Annotated in this window: 14 protein-coding genes; 8 read left to right on the forward strand and 6 right to left on the reverse strand. The window is 70.6% G+C overall.

Annotation, left to right across the window (positions count from 1 at the left end; all coding sequences use genetic code 11):
- Positions 1-72 precede the first annotated feature (72 nt).
- Both ACTIGN_RS29065 and ACTIGN_RS29070 read right to left on the reverse strand, forming a co-directional pair.
- Complete coding sequence (locus ACTIGN_RS29065; protein ID WP_439630506.1) at positions 73-1,602, reverse strand: MBOAT family O-acyltransferase; 1,530 nt, start codon at positions 1,600-1,602, stop codon at positions 73-75.
- Entirely contained in the window at positions 1,599-2,663 is a 1,065-nt protein-coding gene (locus tag ACTIGN_RS29070) for a hypothetical protein (RefSeq protein WP_439630508.1), read from the reverse strand. Before ACTIGN_RS29070 ends, ACTIGN_RS29065 begins: the two co-directional genes overlap by 4 nt.
- Before the next feature lie 299 nt (positions 2,664-2,962).
- Here ACTIGN_RS29070 and clpB point away from each other — a divergent pair, with 299 nt between their 5' ends.
- Together clpB and ACTIGN_RS29080 are read left to right on the forward strand one after the other, a co-directional pair.
- Positions 2,963-5,572 (forward strand): ATP-dependent chaperone ClpB, encoded by a 2,610-nt coding sequence (gene clpB / locus ACTIGN_RS29075; RefSeq protein WP_439630510.1) that lies wholly within the window; start codon positions 2,963-2,965, stop codon positions 5,570-5,572.
- Between the two features lie 230 nt (positions 5,573-5,802).
- Complete coding sequence (locus ACTIGN_RS29080) at positions 5,803-6,909, forward strand: serine/threonine-protein kinase (protein ID WP_439630512.1); 1,107 nt, start codon at positions 5,803-5,805, stop codon at positions 6,907-6,909.
- Between the two features lie 18 nt (positions 6,910-6,927).
- Here ACTIGN_RS29080 and ACTIGN_RS29085 read toward each other — a convergent pair whose 3' ends face one another.
- A complete protein-coding gene (locus tag ACTIGN_RS29085; protein ID WP_439630514.1) occupies positions 6,928-7,620 on the reverse strand; it encodes a ferritin-like domain-containing protein in 693 nt (230 codons plus the stop codon).
- 440 nt (positions 7,621-8,060) lie between these two features.
- Between ACTIGN_RS29085 and ACTIGN_RS29090 the strand changes: the two genes are divergently transcribed.
- A complete protein-coding gene (locus ACTIGN_RS29090; protein ID WP_439630516.1) occupies positions 8,061-9,518 on the forward strand; it encodes a caspase family protein in 1,458 nt (485 codons plus the stop codon).
- Positions 9,519-9,650: 132 nt separating this feature from the next.
- On the opposite strand, the gene ACTIGN_RS29095 is transcribed toward ACTIGN_RS29090, so the two are convergent.
- The 3 genes from ACTIGN_RS29095 to ACTIGN_RS29105 all read right to left on the reverse strand — a co-directional run bounded on the left by ACTIGN_RS29095 (position 9,651) and on the right by ACTIGN_RS29105 (position 12,666).
- Complete coding sequence (locus ACTIGN_RS29095) at positions 9,651-10,823, reverse strand: hypothetical protein (RefSeq protein ID WP_439630518.1); 1,173 nt, start codon at positions 10,821-10,823, stop codon at positions 9,651-9,653.
- Between the two features lie 200 nt (positions 10,824-11,023).
- A complete protein-coding gene (locus ACTIGN_RS29100; RefSeq protein WP_439630520.1) occupies positions 11,024-11,200 on the reverse strand; it encodes a hypothetical protein in 177 nt (58 codons plus the stop codon).
- 224 nt (positions 11,201-11,424) lie between these two features.
- On the reverse strand, positions 11,425-12,666 hold the full coding sequence (locus ACTIGN_RS29105; RefSeq protein WP_439630522.1) for a S1C family serine protease: 1,242 nt from the start codon (positions 12,664-12,666) through the stop codon (positions 11,425-11,427).
- Positions 12,667-12,828: 162 nt separating this feature from the next.
- Between ACTIGN_RS29105 and ACTIGN_RS29110 the strand changes: the two genes are divergently transcribed.
- The 5 genes from ACTIGN_RS29110 (at position 12,829) to ACTIGN_RS29130 (ending at position 18,584) form a co-directional block, all read left to right on the forward strand.
- Positions 12,829-13,632 carry a group I truncated hemoglobin gene (locus tag ACTIGN_RS29110; protein ID WP_439630523.1) on the forward strand — a complete coding sequence of 268 codons (804 nt, stop codon included), beginning with the start codon at positions 12,829-12,831 and terminating at the stop codon, positions 13,630-13,632.
- A gap of 179 nt (positions 13,633-13,811) precedes the next feature.
- Positions 13,812-15,092: a cation:proton antiporter domain-containing protein gene (locus ACTIGN_RS29115; protein ID WP_439630531.1), complete on the forward strand. Its 1,281-nt coding sequence runs from the start codon at positions 13,812-13,814 to the stop codon at positions 15,090-15,092.
- 160 nt (positions 15,093-15,252) lie between these two features.
- Positions 15,253-15,837, forward strand: coding sequence for a TIGR00730 family Rossman fold protein (locus ACTIGN_RS29120; protein ID WP_439630525.1), 585 nt, complete (start codon positions 15,253-15,255; stop codon positions 15,835-15,837).
- Between the two features lie 92 nt (positions 15,838-15,929).
- On the forward strand, positions 15,930-17,141 hold the full coding sequence (locus ACTIGN_RS29125) for a patatin-like phospholipase family protein (RefSeq protein WP_439630527.1): 1,212 nt from the start codon (positions 15,930-15,932) through the stop codon (positions 17,139-17,141).
- A 138-nt stretch (positions 17,142-17,279) separates the two neighbouring features.
- On the forward strand, positions 17,280-18,584 hold the full coding sequence (locus ACTIGN_RS29130; protein ID WP_439630529.1) for a hypothetical protein: 1,305 nt from the start codon (positions 17,280-17,282) through the stop codon (positions 18,582-18,584).
- The last annotated feature ends 105 nt before the right edge of the window (positions 18,585-18,689 follow it).

Here is an 18,689-nt window from a genome sequence, read left to right on the forward strand (position 1 = left end):
CAAGTCTCTGGTAGGGGCCGCCCTCCGTGGCGGCCCGCCAACCGCCGATGATCTCCACCGAGTGACTCGCTCTCAGAACTGGAAGTAGATGAACGGCGACTTCGCGCCGCTGGGCGAGACGAGCACGGCGAGCGCGAGCGCCGCAACCCGCACCCCCCACACCATTCCGGCACCGAACGCGCCGCGGGCGTCCCCGGCGCGATTCGCGAGCCGCCCGCACGCCTCGGCCGCACTCATCAGAGCAACGTACAACCCGAGCGCGAGCCACACGGCCGGGTCGCACCACGGGCCGCCCCACATCTTCGCCGGGTCGCAGTCCACCCACTTCCGCACGCACGCCACGCTGTCGGCGAACGCCGTGAGCCGGAAGAAGCACCACGCGAGGCACACGCAGTGGAACGTCACCGCCAGCGCGACGGCGTGCCACAGCACCCGGGCCGCGCCGGAGCGTTCGCCGAGCCAGGTCGCGAGCCGGGTGCCGGACCAGAGCTTGTGCAGGATCAGGAACGCGCCGTGCAACCCGCCCCACACGAGGAACGACCAGTTCGCCCCGTGCCACAGCCCGCCGAGGAGCATCGTGAGCATCAGGTTCAGGTGCGTGCGGACCCGGCCCTTGCGGTTGCCGCCGAGCGAGACGTACACGTAGTCGCGCAGGAACCGCGACAGCGTCATGTGCCACCGCCGCCAGAACTCGGTGACCGACGTAGCGAGGTACGGGGCGTTGAAGTTCTCGGGCCACCGGTACCCGAACAGCAGCCCGAACCCGCGGGCCATGTCGGTGTACGCCGAGAAGTCGAAGTAGATCTGCAGCGCGTACAGCCACACGTACGGCAGCGCCCACACGCCGGCCGTGGTCGGGTCGCCGACGTGCGCGAAGAACGGGTCGATCGCGAGGCCGATGCGGTCGGCGACGACGAGCTTCTTGAAGAACCCGCGGGCGATCAGCCACACCGCCTCGCCCGGTGCCTCCGGCTCGGTCGGGAGGTGTCCCGGCCGCACCCTGTCGAGGAACTCGTTGGGCCGCAGGATCGGCCCGGCGACGAGGTGCGGGAAGAACGCGGCCGAGAGCGTGTACCGCCAGAAGCTCGGCTCGGCCGGTGTCGTGCCGCGGTACACGTCCACCATGTAGGCGATGCCGGTGAAGGCGTAAAACGAGATGCCGTACGGGATGCTCCACTTCTCGAAGGCGCCCGCCGGCACGGTGGGAACGACCCCCGGCAGCGCGTCGGCGAGCGACTGCACGAGGAGCGGCGTGTACTTGTAGTAGCACAGCACGACGAGGTTGAACCCGACGCCGAGCCAGAGCCACAGTAAACTCGAAATCCGAAACTCGAAATCCGAAACCAGGGGTGTCCGCGTTTCGGGTTTGTCTACGTTCGTGCTTCGTGCTTCGTGCTTCGAATTTATTCGGCCAGCCACGACCCAGTTCACCACGCAGTACGCGAGCAGGATCGGGAGCAGGAACCAGTGGTTGAAGGCGTAGAACACGAGGCTCGCGGCGAGCAGCAGCGCCACGGACGCGTGCTCGCGGCGGCGCAGGACGAGCCACGCGACGAACACGACCGCGAACAGGATCAGGAACGGCTTCTGCTCGAAACTCACGGGCGCACCGCGTTCGGGTCGGGGAGGTCGGCCGACGCCGGGTCGGTCGCCTTCAGATGACTGAGGAGCGTCGCCAGCAGCAGCCGGTTGCCCACGTCCGAGAAGTGCTTGTCGGGGATGAACAGAGCGGGCTTGTTCGGGAACGCGAGGAACGCCCCGCGCACGTCGCACACGTCGTAGCCCAGTTCGCGGAGCCGCGGCGCGACCGCGTCCTGGAACGCGAACCCGGCCCCTTGCGTCACCTGCTCGTGGTTCGGCAGCAGCACCACGGTCACGGGCACGCGGTGCCTCGCGGCGGTCTTCGCGAACTCCTCGTACACCCTGACGAAGTCGGCGAGCACGGCCCCGTCGTAGCGCGTGTTCAACTGCCGGACGCGGTAGAACGGCCGGTTCGCGTGCAGGCCGGTCTGCGTCCACCCCTGGCGGACGAGCCGGCTGGTCCGCACGAGCCACCCGCCGGTTTCGGGGAACCGCGGGTCGTAGCTGATGCCGCCTCCGGGCGTCACGCGGATCTGGTCGAGCCCGTGCATCGCGTAAAAGTACCCGTCGAGCGGGATCACCACGACGAACAAGTGCTCGACCGGCAGCCCCGCGTCGAGCAGGAACTCGGCCTGGGCCAGCCGCACGGGCACGATCTCGTTCTTCCCGAGGTTGAACGTGAACCGGGTGGGCACGAACCTGCGGGTCGTGTCGGCGAGCATCCCCGGGGCCTGCGCGAACGAGCTGCCGAAGAACGCCCACACCTTCGGCGGCCTCGGGCAGTTGAGGAGCGGGCGGTACTGCGAGAGCTTGCCGGGGTTGTCGGCGTCGAGCGCTTCGAGTGACCGGTACTGTGCGCCGTAGATGGGGTGCGGCTCGAACGGGCCGGTCTTCGGCGAGAGGACGCCGAGGTGCTCGGCGGTGTCGCTCGGCGGGGTGACCCGGAGGTACGCTTCCCCCGCCCCCAGCAGCAGGCCGGTGGCGAGGAGCAGACCGCAGGCGAACGCGCCGGCCCGCCGCACCCGCGCGACGCGAGCCGTGCCCGACCCGACCCGAATGCGTGTGAGACCGCCAGGAGCCACGCGCGACCCTCCCATTCGTGCCGGAGTATGCCCGCGGCAAGCCGGGCGGTCCAGGGCAACTCGGCGGCCGGCACCTGAAAGTAGGTCACTCGCTCCGCGAGTGACACCCGCCGCGGTTGGAGTCCCACCGGTGCCTGTCATCGCGCCGGGGTGCGACTCGCGGAGCGAGTCGCCTACGTTGTCCCGGCCGTCGTAAAATCCCGACAGGCGACGCTCCGGCACCCTTTCGCCGCCGCGACCCTCTAAGCACGGTACGCCCGCCCCTCCGGCGGTCAGTCGCACCCAACCAGAGGACTCCCATGGATCTCGATCGGCTCACCGAGAAGGCCCGGCAGGGCATCGCCGACGCGCAGAAGCTCGCCGCCCGGCTCAACCACCAGCAACTCGACGTCGAACACGTCCTGATGGCGCTCCTCGACCAGGACAAGGGGCTCGCCCCGGCCGTGCTCCAGAAGGCCGGGCTGTCCGTCGACGCGCTCACGGTCAAGCTCCAGCGGGAACTGGAGAAGATGCCCCGCGTCACCGGCGACGTCGACCAGCGGCCCACGACCCGGTTCATCAAGCTCATCGCCCACGCCGAGGAGGAGGCGAAGAAGCTCAAGGACGACTACGTCTCCGTCGAGCACCTGCTCCTCGCGGCGACCGACGACCCCGGGGCGGCCGGCAAGGCGCTCAAGGAGTTCGGCGTCACCCGCGAGCGGCTGCTGACCGCGCTCAAGGAGGTCCGCGGGAGCCAGCGGGTCACCACGCAGAACCCCGAGGAGACCTACCAGTCCCTCGAAAAGTACGGCCGCGACCTCACGCAACTCGCCCAGCGCGGCAAGCTCGACCCGGTCATCGGCCGCGACGAGGAGATCCGCCGCGTCGTCCAGGTGCTGAGCCGCCGCACCAAGAACAACCCCGTGCTCATCGGCGAGCCCGGCGTCGGCAAGACCGCCGTGGTGGAAGGGCTCGCGCAGCGGATCGTCCGCGGCGACGTGCCCGAGGGGCTCAAGGACAAGAAGATCGTCGCGCTCGACATGGGCGCGCTCGTCGCCGGGGCCAAGTACCGCGGCGAGTTCGAGGAGCGGCTCAAGGCCGTGCTCAAGGAGGTCACCGAGTCGAAGGGCGAGATCGTCCTGTTCATCGACGAGATGCACACCATCGTCGGCGCGGGCAAGGCCGAGGGCGCGATGGACGCCGGCAACCTGCTCAAGCCGATGCTGGCCCGCGGCGAACTGCACTGCATCGGGGCCACCACGCTCGACGAGTACCGCAAGCACGTCGAGAAGGACGCGGCGCTCGAGCGCCGGTTCCAGCCGGTGTTCGTCGACCAGCCGACCGTCGAGGACACGATCTCGATCCTCCGCGGCCTGAAGGAGCGGTACGAGACGCACCACGGGGTCCGCATCAAGGACTCGGCACTGGTCGCGTCCGCGGTGCTCTCGAACCGGTACATCACCGACCGGTTCCTGCCGGACAAGGCCATCGACCTGATGGACGAGGCCGCGGCCAAGGTGCGCACCGAGATCGACTCGATGCCGACGGAACTGGACGAGGTCTCGCGGCGCGTCATGCAACTGGAGATCGAGCGCGAGGCGCTCAAGAAGGAGACCGACCGCGCCTCTCGCGACCGGCTCGAAAAGCTGGAGAAGGAACTCGGCAACCTGAAGGCCGACTCCGACGCGATGCGCGCCCGGTGGCAGGCCGAGAAGCAGGCCGTTCAACAGGTGCAAGCCGTCCGCGAGCAGATCGAGCAGGTGAAGAACGACGTCGAGCGGGCCGAGCGGGCCTACGACCTGAACAAGGCCGCCGAGCTGAAGTACGGCAAGCTCCCGGAACTGGAGCGGAAGCTCGCAGCGGCGGAAGCGGCCGGCGACCGCGACAAGGACGACCGGCTCGTGAAGGAAGAGGTCGGCGAGGAGGAGATCGCCGCCATCGTGAGCCGCTGGACCGGCGTGCCCGTCTCGAAACTCATGGAGGGCGAGAAGGAGAAGCTCCTGCACCTGGGCGACGAGTTGCACAAGCGGGTGATCGGCCAGGACGAGGCGGTGGTCGCGGTGTCCGAGGCGGTGATCCGCGCCCGGTCCGGGCTGAAGGACCCGAAGCGGCCGATCGGCAGCTTCATCTTCCTCGGGCCGACCGGCGTCGGCAAAACGGAACTCGCGCGGGCGCTCGCCGAGTTCCTGTTCGACGACGAGAAGGCGATGGTCCGCATCGACATGAGCGAGTACCAGGAGAAGCACACGGTCTCGCGGCTTGTCGGCGCGCCGCCCGGGTACGTCGGGTACGACGAGGGCGGCCAGCTCACCGAGACCGTGCGCCGCCGGCCGTACTGCGTCGTCCTGTTCGACGAGATCGAGAAGGCGCACCCGGACGTGTTCAACGTCCTGCTGCAGGTGCTCGACGACGGCCGGCTCACCGACGGGCAGGGCCGCACTGTGGACTTCAAGAACACCATCGTCATCATGACCTCGAACATCGGGAGCCAGAAAATCCTGCAGTTCAAGGACACGCGGATCGGCGAGGTGTACGACCGGATGCAGTCGGCCGTTCTGGAGGAGCTGCGGAAGCACTTCCGGCCCGAGTTCCTGAACCGCGTGGACGAGACCATCGTGTTCCACGCGCTCACGGAGGCGGACCTGACGCAGATCGTCGAGATCCAACTCGGCTACCTGCGGGCGCGGCTCGCGGAGCGCAAGGTCACCCTCGCGCTCACCGACGCGGCGAAGAAGCACGTCGTGGCGGTCGGGTACGACCCGGCCTACGGGGCGCGGCCCCTGAAGCGGACGCTCCAGAAGGAAGTGGAGACGCCGCTGGCCCGGATGCTGCTGAAGGGCGAGGTCCGCGACGGCTCGGCCGTGACCGCGGACTACGACCCGGGCCGCGACGCCCTGGCGTTCACCGCGACCGGCGGCCACGCGGAGTGAGCGGCGGGCAAAGCGATGGGACGCGGACGACGCGGGTGAAGCGCGGATCGAAGACCCGATCAGACGGTTCGGTCTCGTCTGATCCTCGTCATCCGGTTTTTGTCCGCGTCGCCCGCGTCCCATCGCTTCTGTTGTCCGTTCTGGGGGCATTGCAACTGGGGGTGCGGCGGGCCGTGCGGGGTCGCTACAATAGGGCCCCCCCCGCAGGGGCGGCCCTCTCCTGGAGCAACATGGAGTCCACCCGCACGCACGACACCGAGCGGCACACGTACGCCACCGACCGCCACGACCACGACCCCGAGCTGCGCCAGCACTACCGCGACATCCTGGCCGGGACGGACGTGGGCTGGGCCATCGGGTGCGGCGACCTCAAGCTCGTGGGTCAGGGGGGCCAGGGGGTCGTGTTCCAGGCCCGGCTCGACGGGGCCGACGGGTTCGCGCTGTCGGTCGCGCTCAAGGTGTTCTCCCCCGAGCCGTACCGCACCGCGCTGGCGTACGCCGACGACATGGCCCGGGTCGCCGGGGTCGCGGCCCGCGTGGCCGCCGTGCAGCACGAGAACCTCATCGCGGTCCACGACTTCACCGCCCACACCCGGGTCCGCGTCATGCGGATGGAGTGGGTCGACGGGCTCGACCTGCGGCAGGTGCTCTCGCAGCACACCCTCGACCGCACCCGCGCGCGGCTCAACCCCGACCACCGGCGGTTCGTGGAGGACGTGGTCCTCACCGAGGGGCCGAAGCAGCCGCGGCTCAAGCCCGGCGTCGCCATCCACGTCCTGCGGGACTGCCTGTCGGCGCTGGCGGCGCTGCACCGCGAGGGGATCGCGCACGGCGACCTGAAGCCGTCGAACATCATGCTCAAGCGGACCGGGACCACGAAGGTGGTGGACATCGGCTCGGCGGCCGACCTCCGCTCGGCCGAGGGGCGGTGCGCGTGGTCCCCGCTGTACGCGGCCCCGGAGGTGCTCGAGGGCGCGCCGGTGTCCCCGCAGTCGGACCTCGCGAGCATGGGGTACGTGCTGGTCGAGATGCTCGCCGGGCGGTCCCCGTTCGACGGGGCGACCGGGGTCTCGGCGCTGCTGGAGGCCAAGCACACGCTGGAGCACCGCGTCCCCGAGTTGCTGCCCCCCGAGGTGGCCGGGAGCGAGCTGCTCGTGTCGCTGTGCCGGCGGCTCGTCGCGGCCCGGCCCGAGAAGCGGTTCCCGGACGCCGAGGCCGCCGACCTGGGCCGCAAGGGCGCGGCCGCGTTCCACCGGCAACTGGTGAAGGGCGACCTCGCGAGCGAGTACGAGAACGACCTGCGGGTGTGGCTCGAGGCGCTGGGGCAGGCCGGGTAGACCGGCCCCCGCGGGGCGTCACGGCCCGTAGAACTTCGGGACGTTGGTGTTGTAGAACTCGGACGCCAGGTCCTCGAGGGCGAGGGCGAAGTTGGCGATGGCGATGTCGTTGGCCGCCGACCGAACCACCGAGAACGCCAGCGGCGGGCCCCCGTTGAGGTTGGCGATGAACGGGGCCATGAGCTGCCGGGCCTGGGCGACCGTGAGCGGCGGGTCGAACGAGTGGTCGGAGGTCGGGTCGAGCACGTTCGCGGCCATCGGGGCGCCGTCGAGGTAGTTCAGGACGCCGGCGTGCCGCCCCTCGATCTCGGCGATCCGCATCGCCGCCGCGGACATCCGCCGGCCGAACAGCGCCGGCACCGCCAGCGTGTACACCCCCACGTCGGTGTTCTCCAGGGCCCGCGACTGCTCCGCGAAGGTGACGAAGTCGGGCATCTCCAGGTTCCTGAACGTCGGCTTCGGTCGGGCGTCGTCGTCCAGCATGTTGCGCAGGAACTCGGCGTGGTCGTTCTCGTGGGTCCGGATCTGGCGGAACACCGACTCGTACGGCGCGAAGTCCGCGGCGGCGACCGGGTCCTCCGCCCGCGCGCGGGCCGCCGCCGCGAGGGGTGCCGCGGCCACGCCGCCGAGGAACGTGCGCTGCAGGAACGCCCGGCGGGTGCCGAGCGGTACGGTTGACAGGGGCGAGCGAGTGGGGGCCTTGTGCTCCATGGAACTGGCTCCGGGGCGCGACGCCGCTCGCGCCGAGGGGCCGGGTGGGGCCCCCGGGTCCGTAGCGGGGTCGCGCGGTAGGTTGAGGCGGCTGGGGCGAGGTAGGCGGTGCATTGGGTGCAGAAGCGGGGCCGTCCGGGGGGCGGGGCGGTCGCCCCCCGGCGAAGTCTGGAATCCCCGACGCGGCCCCGGCGGACGTGTCGTGGAACGGCACGACGCGCCCCCGTTCGGGAACCAGCGCGGGCGGCCGCCGGGCCGCCGCGGGTGCCGGCGGGAACCCCGATGCGCACCCGGTCGCGCCTGGTGGCCGCGCCCCACCCGGCCTCGGCGGGCGCCGGCACGCGCCGCCGGGCCGCAACACCTGACTTTGTGCTGGAACGGGGGGCTGGCGTACACTCACACCTTAGCCCGCGTTCTCTTTCGTACACAGGTGGGTTGCCGTGGCCGATCGCGCCGCTCTGATCATCGCCGTCGAGACGTTCTTCGAGGCCGGGCCGCCCGTCCCGTTCGCTGCGGGGGACTGCGCCGAACTCCACCGCGCGCTGCCCGCCGCCGGGTACAACCCCGCGAAGTGCGTCCTGGTCGCCGGCACCCGCACGACGAAGGCCGGCATCGAGTCGCACCTGAAGCGGCTCCCGAAGCTCATCGACAAGGCAGATTCGCTCCTGGTGCTCGTCGTCACCCGCGGGTTCACCCACAAGGGCCGCGGCTACCTCGCGTGCGCCGATACGATCACCCCCGACCTCCCCGAGACGTCACTCGCGATCCCCGACCTGCTCGCGGCGCTGCACAAGACGAAGTGCAACGAGGTCGCCGTGCTCATCGACGCCGACGGCCTCACGCTCCCCGGGGCGACCGAGCCGTCGGGCCTGGACGCCGCCGAACTCGCCAAGCTGTTCGAGGCGTCGCCGAACTGCGTCGGCCTCGTGTCGTGCGAGCCCGGCGAGCGGTCGTTCGAGTCGGCGGCGCTGCGGCACGGCATCTGGCGGCACCACCTGATCGAGATGTTCACAGGCAAGTCGCGGGCGGGCGTCGGCAAGGACGGCGCCCTCACGGCCGCGGCGCTGCACGAGTTCCTCGCCGACGCGGTCCCGCGGACCCTCCGCCGGACCCACGACGGCGAGGAGCAGGCCCCGCAACTCTTCGGCGAGGGGAACGCGGCGGCCGTCGTCGCGGACCTCGGCAAGCTCCTCGGCACGGGCGGCGAACTGCTCGACCCCGGCCGCATGAAGCGGGTCGCGTTCCGGTCGGAGCAGGTCGGGAAGATCAAGGACCTGACCGGCTACCGGAAGTCGAGCAACATGCCCGACCGCGCCAACGAGTGGGCGCGGAAGTTCGTGAACCGGGCGGCGGTGGCCGACGTGAAGGCCGACCTCGACAACACGTTCGACATGGTCCGCGAGCAGTTCGGGTACAAGCGCAAGGACCTCGACGTGTCGGCCGAGCGCGACGGCATGGGGTACATCCGCACGCCCGACTTCGAGTACACGGTGACGGTGAACATCAACCCCGACGACCTCTCGGAGGTGGTGTGGCAGCGCGAGGTCGCGCGGCTGTCCGGCCCGGACTTCGTGAAGTCGGCGGGGTTCCAGGCGGTGTTCGGCGGGGTGTTCGACCGGCTCGTGTTCGAGTTCGCCCGGCCCGTGGACGTGGCCGAGTTCGTGGACCAGATCGAGGACGCGCCGCCCGAGGGCGTGAAGGTCGGCGTGGCGAGCGACGCGAACTCGGCCGAGGTGGTGCTGGCCGGGTTCGCGGGGAAGGTGACGGTGACGCCCCAGGCGGTGGTGATCCTGGGCCGCCGCGGCAGCTCGACGAGCCTGCTCGACCAGTTCCTCGCGTTCCTGACGAAGTTCACCGGCCTCGGCGAGCCGCGGGCGCTCCCGCCCGCTGGGGGGTGAGCGTCGCACCCGATTGGGAGCGAGGGGGCGTCCCCACGAAGACCCCTCACCCGCCGCTCGAAGACTCGCGGGTGAGGGGGCGCCACCTGACCACGGCACCGGCGGCCTTCCTCAGCCCAAACGGGCTGGCCGTCACGCGGCGCGGCGCTCCTCGCGCTTGAGCCACTTCTGCATGCCGGTGAGTTCGGCCTCCCACTCGTTGCCGAACCGCTTCTGGCCGAACACGTCGTACAGCAGGTCGAGGGTCTCGATGAGCCCGCGGAGCTGGTTCGCGCGGTCGTCGAGCTTGCCCCGCGGGTCGGTGATCGCCTCGTCCGGCACCGGGAGCTTGCTCCCCGACACCGCGAGCGTCTCGGCGTGGATGGTCAGCTCGTACTGGTCCGCGTGCCGCACCAGCGTGAGCCCGACCTTCCGCGGGAGCTTCCCGCTCTGGATGGCCCGGCGCGCCTCGGGGAGCTGGCTCGGCCCCTCGCTCGAGATCGTCTCGTGCCCGGTCTGCCCCCGGGGGCACTCCAGCGTCAGCGTCCGCGACAGCATGATCGCCACCTCGGACCCGTCCGCGAGCTTCACCGTGTCGGACTGCGCGTCGGTCTGGTACCAGAGCCACAGCAGGAACTCGTTGCCGATGAAGTCGCGGCTGCTCTCGTCGGCGATCCACGCGACGTCCGGCGGGGTGACGCCGGGCACGAACGCGCTGGGCGACGAGTCGTCCACCATCCGGGTGCGGCTGCCCAGCTCGGCGAGGTGGTACGCGCGGCGGCCGGCGGTCACGCACTCCAGTTCGTACCCGAACGTCTGCTCGAACAGGCTGCACAGCCGGTCCACCTGGGTGAGCGACGTGGCCCCGAACAGCACCTCGTTGGAGAGCAGGTCCCACAGGACCGGGAAGCACTTCCGCTTGCGGTACCGGCCGTCCTTCGCCTCGAACTCCAGGCGCTCGCGGGCCGCCTCCTTGGCCTCGCGCTTCTGCCGGGCGCTCGGGAGCCCGCTCGGGTTCTTCTTCGAGAGCGCCTTCAGCTCGACGGAGTAGTACGCCCGGAGCAGGTCACTCGGGAGCTTGTCCGTGTCCACCCGCAGGTCGAACGAGAGGGTGTCGTTGATGATGTTCTTTGCGAGGTCGAAGTCGGTATCCAGGATGTGGTCGCCGGCGGTCCACCCGGTCTCGATGCCGTCGGCCGACGCGAGCTTCTGGCGGCCCGCGGAGCGGTCGGCGAGCCGGTCCAGGTGCTCCTGGTCGAACATCTTCGGGGCCGGCCCGTTCACCTTGAACCGCAGAAACGTCACGCGACCCGTGAAGAAACCCATGGTGGCCTCCTGCCTGCGGCGAGGAGTGTTTAGTGTTTGAGTGTTTAGTGTCTAGTTCCGCTCCACTGGCCGGGCCGGTCCCGGTTTCGTGATGGAACACTAAACACTAAACACTAAACACTAAACACAAAGAAGAAGGGCGTGCCCCTCTGGACACGCCCGCGATTGTCGGATCGGCAGGACGGCGGACCGGGTCGGCGTCAGCCGACCAGCACGGCCTCGCTCACTTCCCCGTCCTTGCGGCGCATCTCCTCAAGGATGATCGGATGCCAGGCCGGCTCGCGCTCATCCGCGGGGACATAATTCTCCCGCGCCCAGCGGCGGAGCCGCAGCTCCTCAATGAAGTCCACGTCGGCACGCATGACACTGCTGACCATGACTCGACCCTTCCGAGGCGGCCCGCCCGCGTGGAATCGCGAACGGGGAGAGATTCTGCCGACCGTCCGGCAGCGCTCAAAATATAGCGACCGCAGAAGGATCGGCAAGCGCCTGCGCAGAATTCACACGGGAAGTGCGCACCCACGGGGCAAAATGCCCGCGGGATCGGCAGGTTCGGGCCACCTGGTGCGGTGCCCGGGAGGTCTGAGTGGTTTGGGGCACTTCAGGACGAGCCCACGGTGAGCGTGACTTCCTTCTCGGTCTCCCGTGGCGCGCCGCGACCGTTCTCGGGCAGGTCGATGCGGCGGAACTTCACCTGGACCGGCTCGCCGGGCTTCAGCGACCGCACCACCCTCTCGTAGTCCTCGACGCCGTCGATGGTCTCGCCCTTGATGCCCGTGACGAGGTCGCCGAACTGCTCGACGCGGCGGGCGGTGACCGCGAGCCCGCGGAGCCCGGCCTTCGCCGCCGGGCCGTTCGGCGCCACGCGCTCGACCATGACGCCGTGGTCGAACCGCGCCCGCCGCACCTTCTGCTGGTCGACGAGTTCGAGCCCGAGGTCGGGCTGGAGGACGCGGCCGTGCTGGATGATCTGGGTGACGACGGTGTTCACGAGTTCCGACGGGATCGCGAACCCGATGCCGATGTTCCCGCTGCTGCCGCTCGTCGTGGCGATGGCCGTGTTCACGCCGATGAGCCGGCCGGCCTTGTCGAGCAGCGGGCCGCCGGAGTTCCCGGGGTTGATCGCGGCGTCGGTCTGCACCGCACCGGAAATCGTCGTGTTCGCCGGCGACTTGATGGGCCGGTCGAGGGCCGAGATGATCCCCTTCGTCATGGTCAGGCTCAGGCCGAGCGGGTTGCCGATCGCGTACACCTTCTGGCCGACCTCGAGGTCGCCCGAGGTGCCGAGTTCGATCTTGCGGACGCGGCCGGCGGCCGGGCGGTCGTGGGCCGCGAACTGGAGGACCGCGAGGTCGTACTCGGGGCTCGCGCCGACCACCACGGCGTCCCACGCGGTGCGGTCGGCGAGGGTGACGCGGGCGAGCGTGTTCGGGATCCGGGCGAGTTCGGCGACGACGTGGTAGTTGGTGACGATGCGGCCGTCGTCGTCCCACACGAACCCGGACCCGGCGCCGGTCTGCCGCTCGGCGACCTGGTCCTGCCACCCGACCCGCTGCCGCTGCACCACGTCCACGTTCACGACGCTCGGCTTGAGCTTCTTGAACAACTCGACGGCCTCGCGCTCCTCGGAATCGAGGGGCGGCCGCTCGGTGGCCTGGCGGAGCTGGGCGCCCGGGTCGGTCGGGGGCGGCGCGTTCCGCAGGCGGACGTAGTCGCGGGCCAGGAACACGCCGGCGGCCAGAGCGACGCCGAACGCGGCGCTGAACACCCAGCCGGCGACCCCGGGCCGTGCCCGGTCGCGGCGGGGGCGGTCGTCCTCGTCGTACGCACGATCGCGGGTCATGGCGGCGCTCCTCCCTCACCACTACGATACGCGCGCCCCGCCCGAAAGTGCAACGGGCGGGAAGTGTCGGGCGGGCGGAGAATGGGGCTGGCGGCGTTGCGCCGCCGGGCCGATAACAGTACACTGAAGTCGAAGTCGGCAGGGTCCACCCCGGAGGCGGTCATGCGAACGCGGTTGCTGTCGGCGGTCGTGCTGGTCCTGGCGTGCGGGGCGACGGTCCGTGCGGCCGAGGGGCAGCGCCCCCTCGACCGCACCGAACTCGACCGCCGCGTCGTCCGCATCGTGTACGAGGCCGCCCTGCTCGGCACCGACGTCTTCAACGACAAGAAGCACGACGAGTGCTACCGGCTGTACCAGGGCACGCTCCTCGCCGTCGTCCCGCTCCTCGACCACCGGCCCAAGCTGGTCGCGTCGGTCAAGGACAAGCTCGACAAGGCCAAGGGGATGAAGGCGGCCGAGGGCGCGTTCGTGCTCCGCGACGCGCTCGACGAGATCCAGCACGAGATCGCCCCGAACTCCAAGGCGGACCCCAAGACCGAGTCGAAAGTCGACCCGAAGACCGATACGAAGGTGGAGCCGAAGAAGACCACGCTGTGGGACCGCCTCGGCGGCGAGACCGGGGTGGCCAAGGTCATCAACGACCTCCTGGTCGTGGCGATCGAGGACCCGAAGGTGAACCTGCTCCGCGACGGGAAGTACAAGCTCGACGCGAAGGGCACGGCGCACCTGAAGAAGATGCTCCTCGAGATGGTCAGCGAGGTGACCGGCGGGCCGCTCAAGTACACCGGCAAGGACATGAAGAGCGCCCACGCGGGCATGAAGATCACCGCCGAGGAGTTCGACGCCTTCGCGGCCCTGATGGCGGACACGCTGAAGAAGAACAAGGTCGCCAAGGCCGACATCGACGAGCTGATGAAGGTCGTCGGCGCGACGAAGGCCTCGATCGTCGAGGGTAAGGCCAACTGACCGCGGCGGTATCTGGTGGTCGGGCGCTCGCGCCCGACCCGCCGCCACCTGCCGGAGCCCCCGCCATCGAATCGCCGCTACCTCAGATCGACGGGGCCGTCGCGGCCGCCGGCCGGCACCTGGCCCGGCTCGACACCGAAGCGCTACTCCTCCCGGTCCTCGTCCAGCTCGTCGTCATCATCGCCGCGGCCCGGACGTTCGGCGCGCTCGCGCGGCGGCTGAAGCAGCCCAGCGTCGTCGGCGAGATCGTCGCCGGGTTGCTCCTCGGGCCGTCGCTGCTCGGGTGGGTCGCGCCGGACGTGTTCGCGTGGGTGTTCCGGCCGGAACTGCCCATCGAGCGGCCCATCGGCGACGCGCTGATCCCGAAGATCTTCACCGTGATCGCCCAGCTCGGGCTCATCTTCCTGCTGTTCCTCGTGGGCCTGGAGTTCGAGGCCGGGCACGTGCGCCGGCACGGCCGGGCCGCGATCCTGATCTCGCTCGCGGGGATCACGGTGCCGTTCGTACTCGGCGCGTTCCTCGCGCCCCGGATCCACCCGTACCTGGAACCGCACCCGGTCGCGGGTCCGGTCTCGAAGCTCGGCCTGACGCTGTTCCTGGGGGTCGCGCTGTCCATCACGGCGATGCCGGTCCTCGGCCGCATCATGATGGAACTGGGCGTCACCCGCACGCGGCTCGGGGCGATCACGATCACCGCGGCCGCCGTGGACGACGCCATCGGGTGGATCCTGCTGGCGACCGTCGCGGCCGTGGTGAACTCGGACTTCGACCCGCTCGCGACCCTCCGCATGATCGGCCTCACGGCCGCGTTCGCCCTCGGCATGGCGTTCGTGGCGCGGCCGCTGCTGGTCGGGTACTTCAAGCGGTCGATGGCGCGGAACGGGGGCGCGCTGTCCCCGAACGCGCTCGCGGTGCTGTTCGTCGCCCTCTTCCTGGCGGCGGTGGCCACGAACCTGATCGGCATCTTCGCCGTCTTCGGGGCGTTCCTCCTCGGGGCGGTGCTGTCCGACCAGGAGGAGCTGCGAACGGCCGCGGCCGCGAAGCTGCACGACGTGGTGACCGGGTTCTTCGTGCCGGTGTTCTTCACCTACACCGGGCTGCGGACCGACGTCACGAGCCTCACGGGCGGGGCGGTGTGGGTCATCTGCGCCGCGGTGGTCGCCGCGGCGGTGGCCGGGAAGTTCGTCGGGTGCGGCCTCGCGGCGCGGCTCAGCGGGTTCACCTGGCGCGAGGGCGGGATCATCGGCGCGATGATGAACGCCCGCGGGCTCATGGCGCTGATCGCGATCAACCTCGGGTACGAACTCGGCGTGGTGCCGCGGAGCCTGTACGCGGTGCTCGTGCTCATGGCGCTCGCGACGACCATGCTCACGACGCCCCTGCTGCTCTGGCTCCGCCGCGGCACCGAGATCGAGGGGCCGATCGCCCGCAGCGGGTTCCTCGGGCCGCCCGCGGTCTAACCGGTGCCACAGGGCTCTGGCCTGTGGTGCCGCGAGCACTGGACTGCGGCCGCCGGGTTCAAGTCGTTCGCCACACGCGGGCCGCCCCAGCGGTTCTCGCCAGGAGTTCGCCGTGTAGCCGGGGTCAGCTACCCGTGCCACCAGACCCGGAGGTCCACCCGTGAAGCAGGTGTGCGTGTTCTGCGGCTCGGCCCCGGGGACCAACCCGGCGTTCGCGGCCGCCGCCCGGGACCTCGGCCGGGCGCTCGCCGAACAGGAGCTCGGCCTCGTGTACGGCGGCGGCCGGGTCGGGCTGATGGGCGTCGTCGCGACCGCGGCGCTCGAGGCCGGCGGCACGGTCCTCGGCGTGATCCCGCACGCGCTGGCGCACAAAGAAGTCGCGATGGAGGGCTGCACCGAACTCGTCGTCGTGGACTCGATGCACGCCCGCAAGGCGCTCATGGCCGACCGGGCCGACGCGTTCGTCGCGCTCCCCGGCGGGTACGGCACCTGCGACGAGTTGTTCGAGATCCTCACCTGGGGGCAGCTCGGCATCCACCGGAAGCCGGTCGCGGTCCTCAACGTCGCGGGGTTCTTCACGCCCCTGCTCGGGTGGCTCGACCACGTTACCGGCGAGGGGCTCCTCAAGCCGAAGCACCGCGACCTGCTCCTGGTGGCCGACTCGGTCCCGGACCTGCTCGCCCGGCTCGCCGCCTGGGAGCCCCCGGACCCGGCCACGAAGTGGGTGCAGCGCGACGAGCGGTGACCGCCCACAATTCTCCCGCGAATGCCTTGACCCGGTTCCCCGCCCGCGGTATTCGCCGGCCTTTCGTGTCATCAGGCTCGCGGGTGGACGTCATGACTTGCTGCTCTCCGCTGAGGGGCCGGCTGGCCGCGTACCTCGTACCGGTCGCGCTCGCGCTTGCGGTCGTCGTGGGGTGCCGGTCGAAGCCCTACGAGGGGCCGCCGGCGCACCTCGTGGGCAAGGTGTGGCTCAACGCCGACGGGTCGCCGCCGTCCCGCGACGGGGACACGGACGCCGTCACCAGCCTGTCCGCGGTCCTTATGGGGCAGCCACCGCCCGTCAACCCGGGGCGGCCCATCAACATGCTCGTGATGTCCGGCGGCGGGAAGTACGGCGCGTTCACCGCGGGCGTCCTCAACGGGTGGACCGCGGCCGGCGACCGGCCCGTGTTCGACGTCGCGACCGGCATCAGCAGCGGCGCGGCCACGGCCGTGCTCGCGTTCCTCGGCCCGAAGTACGACAAGCGGCTGGCCTACAGCTTCAGCAACATCAAGCGGACCGACCTGTACAAGCTGGAACTGTTCAAGGCGCTCCGGTACCGGACCGGGTTCTTCTCCAACGCCCCGCTCGAGGAGCGGTTCGAGAAGGAGATCACCCCGGAGTTCATGTGCGACATGCGGGCGGCCCACGCCGAGGGCCGCCGCGTATACGTCGGCACGGTCGAGGTGCAGTCGAACCGGCCCGCGATCTGGGACATCACGTCGATCGCCGCGTCGGGCCGCCCCGACGCACCGGTCCTGATCCGCAAGATCCTCCTGGCCGCGTGCTCGCCCCCGGGGGGCGTGCGGCCGGTCGAACTGTGCGTCGAGGTGAACGGGGTGCGGTTCAAGGAGATGCACTGCGACGCGGGGAACATGCTCCAGGCGTTCGTCCGCACCCCCGCCGGCATCCCGCCCGGGTCCACCGCGTGGGTGCTCTCGGCCGGGAAGTTCTACCGCGACCCGCTGAAGGAAGGCCCGAAGATCACGACCCTGCTGTTCGGCGGCGTGTCGAACTCGCTGTACGCGCTGTTCCGGTCCGACCTGGTGAAGCTGTACGCCCTGTGCGCGGTGAACCGGTGCCAGTTCCGGCTCATGGCCCTGCCGAACGACTTCGTGGGCACCACCAGTTCGTTCGCGTTCGACCCGGCCGAGCTGGAGCGGCTGTACTGGATCGGGTACCAGCAGACGGCGGGCAAGGCGGAGTGGCGGCACGCCCCGCCGGACACGCTCCCCGGCGAGGCGACCCCGGCCCGCACCGGCCTCCAGTTCACGACCCAGCCGTAACCACGTACGAGGCACGCGGGCGCCCCGGCCGGCGGAACCGGCACGGCCGGCAAAGTCGGCTCAACTGGCCGGTGCGGTTGTGCCGATAACTCCAACACGGAGTGCCCTGCGTCAGACGCTCCGCGGATGGGGGTTGCCATGTTCCGAGCCGCCGCTGGGGCCGTTCTCGTGTTCGCCGGGCTGGTCGGGCCGGCCCGCGCCCAGGAGCAGCTCCCGCCGGTCGTGCCGCTCGTCGAGGGGCCGTCGCGCGTCGCACCGACCGCGTACACGCGGCCGTTCCCGCCGGACCCCGTGCCGGCGCTGCCGAACTGGCCCGGGGTGCCGCAGAGCCCGCCGCTGCCGCCCCTGCGGCCCGCGCCCGACCCGATGACCACCCTCACCTCGCCGTTCGCCACGCAAACGGCCGGCGGGGGGTTCCAGGGGCGGTCGTTCAACGAGACGTTCGACGGCGACTTCCCCGGCATCTTCATCCGCCAGCGGGTGCAGGTGGGCGTCACCTTCCAGCAGCAGCAGGTCGGCTCGGTCGTCGTGCAGCAGCAGGTCGGGACGACGAGCCAGGTCATCGTCGACCCGCAGACGAACCGCGAAACGGTCATCGTCACGCCGGTGTTCCGCAACGTGAACCAGGCGGTGTTCGGGAGCGTGCCGGTGCCGGTGTTCCGCGACGTGCAGACGATCGTGGCCGGGCGGTACAGCGGCATCATGATCACGGACAACGACAGCCCGCGGCCGGTGGACCGGGCGTACTTCGGGTACAGTTACTACGACGGGCTGGGGGCGGCGCTGAACCCGGGGTTCGGGGACGTGACGCAGAACCGGCAGTTCTTCGGGTTCGAGAAGACGGTCTTCGGCGGCGACGGGTCGGTCGGCATCCGCATGCCGTACGTCCAGGTGAGCGGCCCGGGCGGCACCGGCCAGACCGCGTCGGGCGACCTGAGCGTGCTGTTCAAGTACGCCCTCATCAACAACGTCGAGACCGGCGACCTGCTCTCGGCCGGCCTGGTGCTGACGGCGCCGACCGGCAGCGGCTCGGGGGTCTTCCCGGACGGCACCGCGGTCCCGCACTCGTTCCTGTTCCAGCCGTGGGTCGGCGGGGTCCACACCTTCGGCCGCGGCTACGCGCAGACCATCACCAACCTGATCGTGCCGACCGACAAGCTCGACGTGACGCTGCTGGGTTCGAGTTGGGCCACGGGGTACGCCCTGAACGACGGCGGCGGGGTCGTGCCGCGGGTCACCCCGACGTTCGAGGCGCACGTCCGCATCCCGCTGAGCAACCGCGACCCGAACGGGCTCATCTACCTGCAGGACCAGGTGAACCTCACGGGCGGCGCGCACTTCCGGTGGAACCGGTTCACCGTGAGCGGGGCCGCGTGCGTCCCGGTCGTCGGCCCGCGGCCGTGGAACATCGAGGCGCTGGCGAACCTGAACTACCGCTTCTGACCGCCGCTGCCCGGTTGAGATCATCGGCGGTTGGCGGGCCGCCACGGAGGGCGGCCCCAACCAATCCGCGGGGGTGGTTGGGGGCGCCCAGCGGGGGGGCCCGGG

This window comes from Gemmata sp. (assembly GCF_051859125.1).
GTDB lineage: Bacteria > Planctomycetota > Planctomycetia > Gemmatales > Gemmataceae > Gemmata.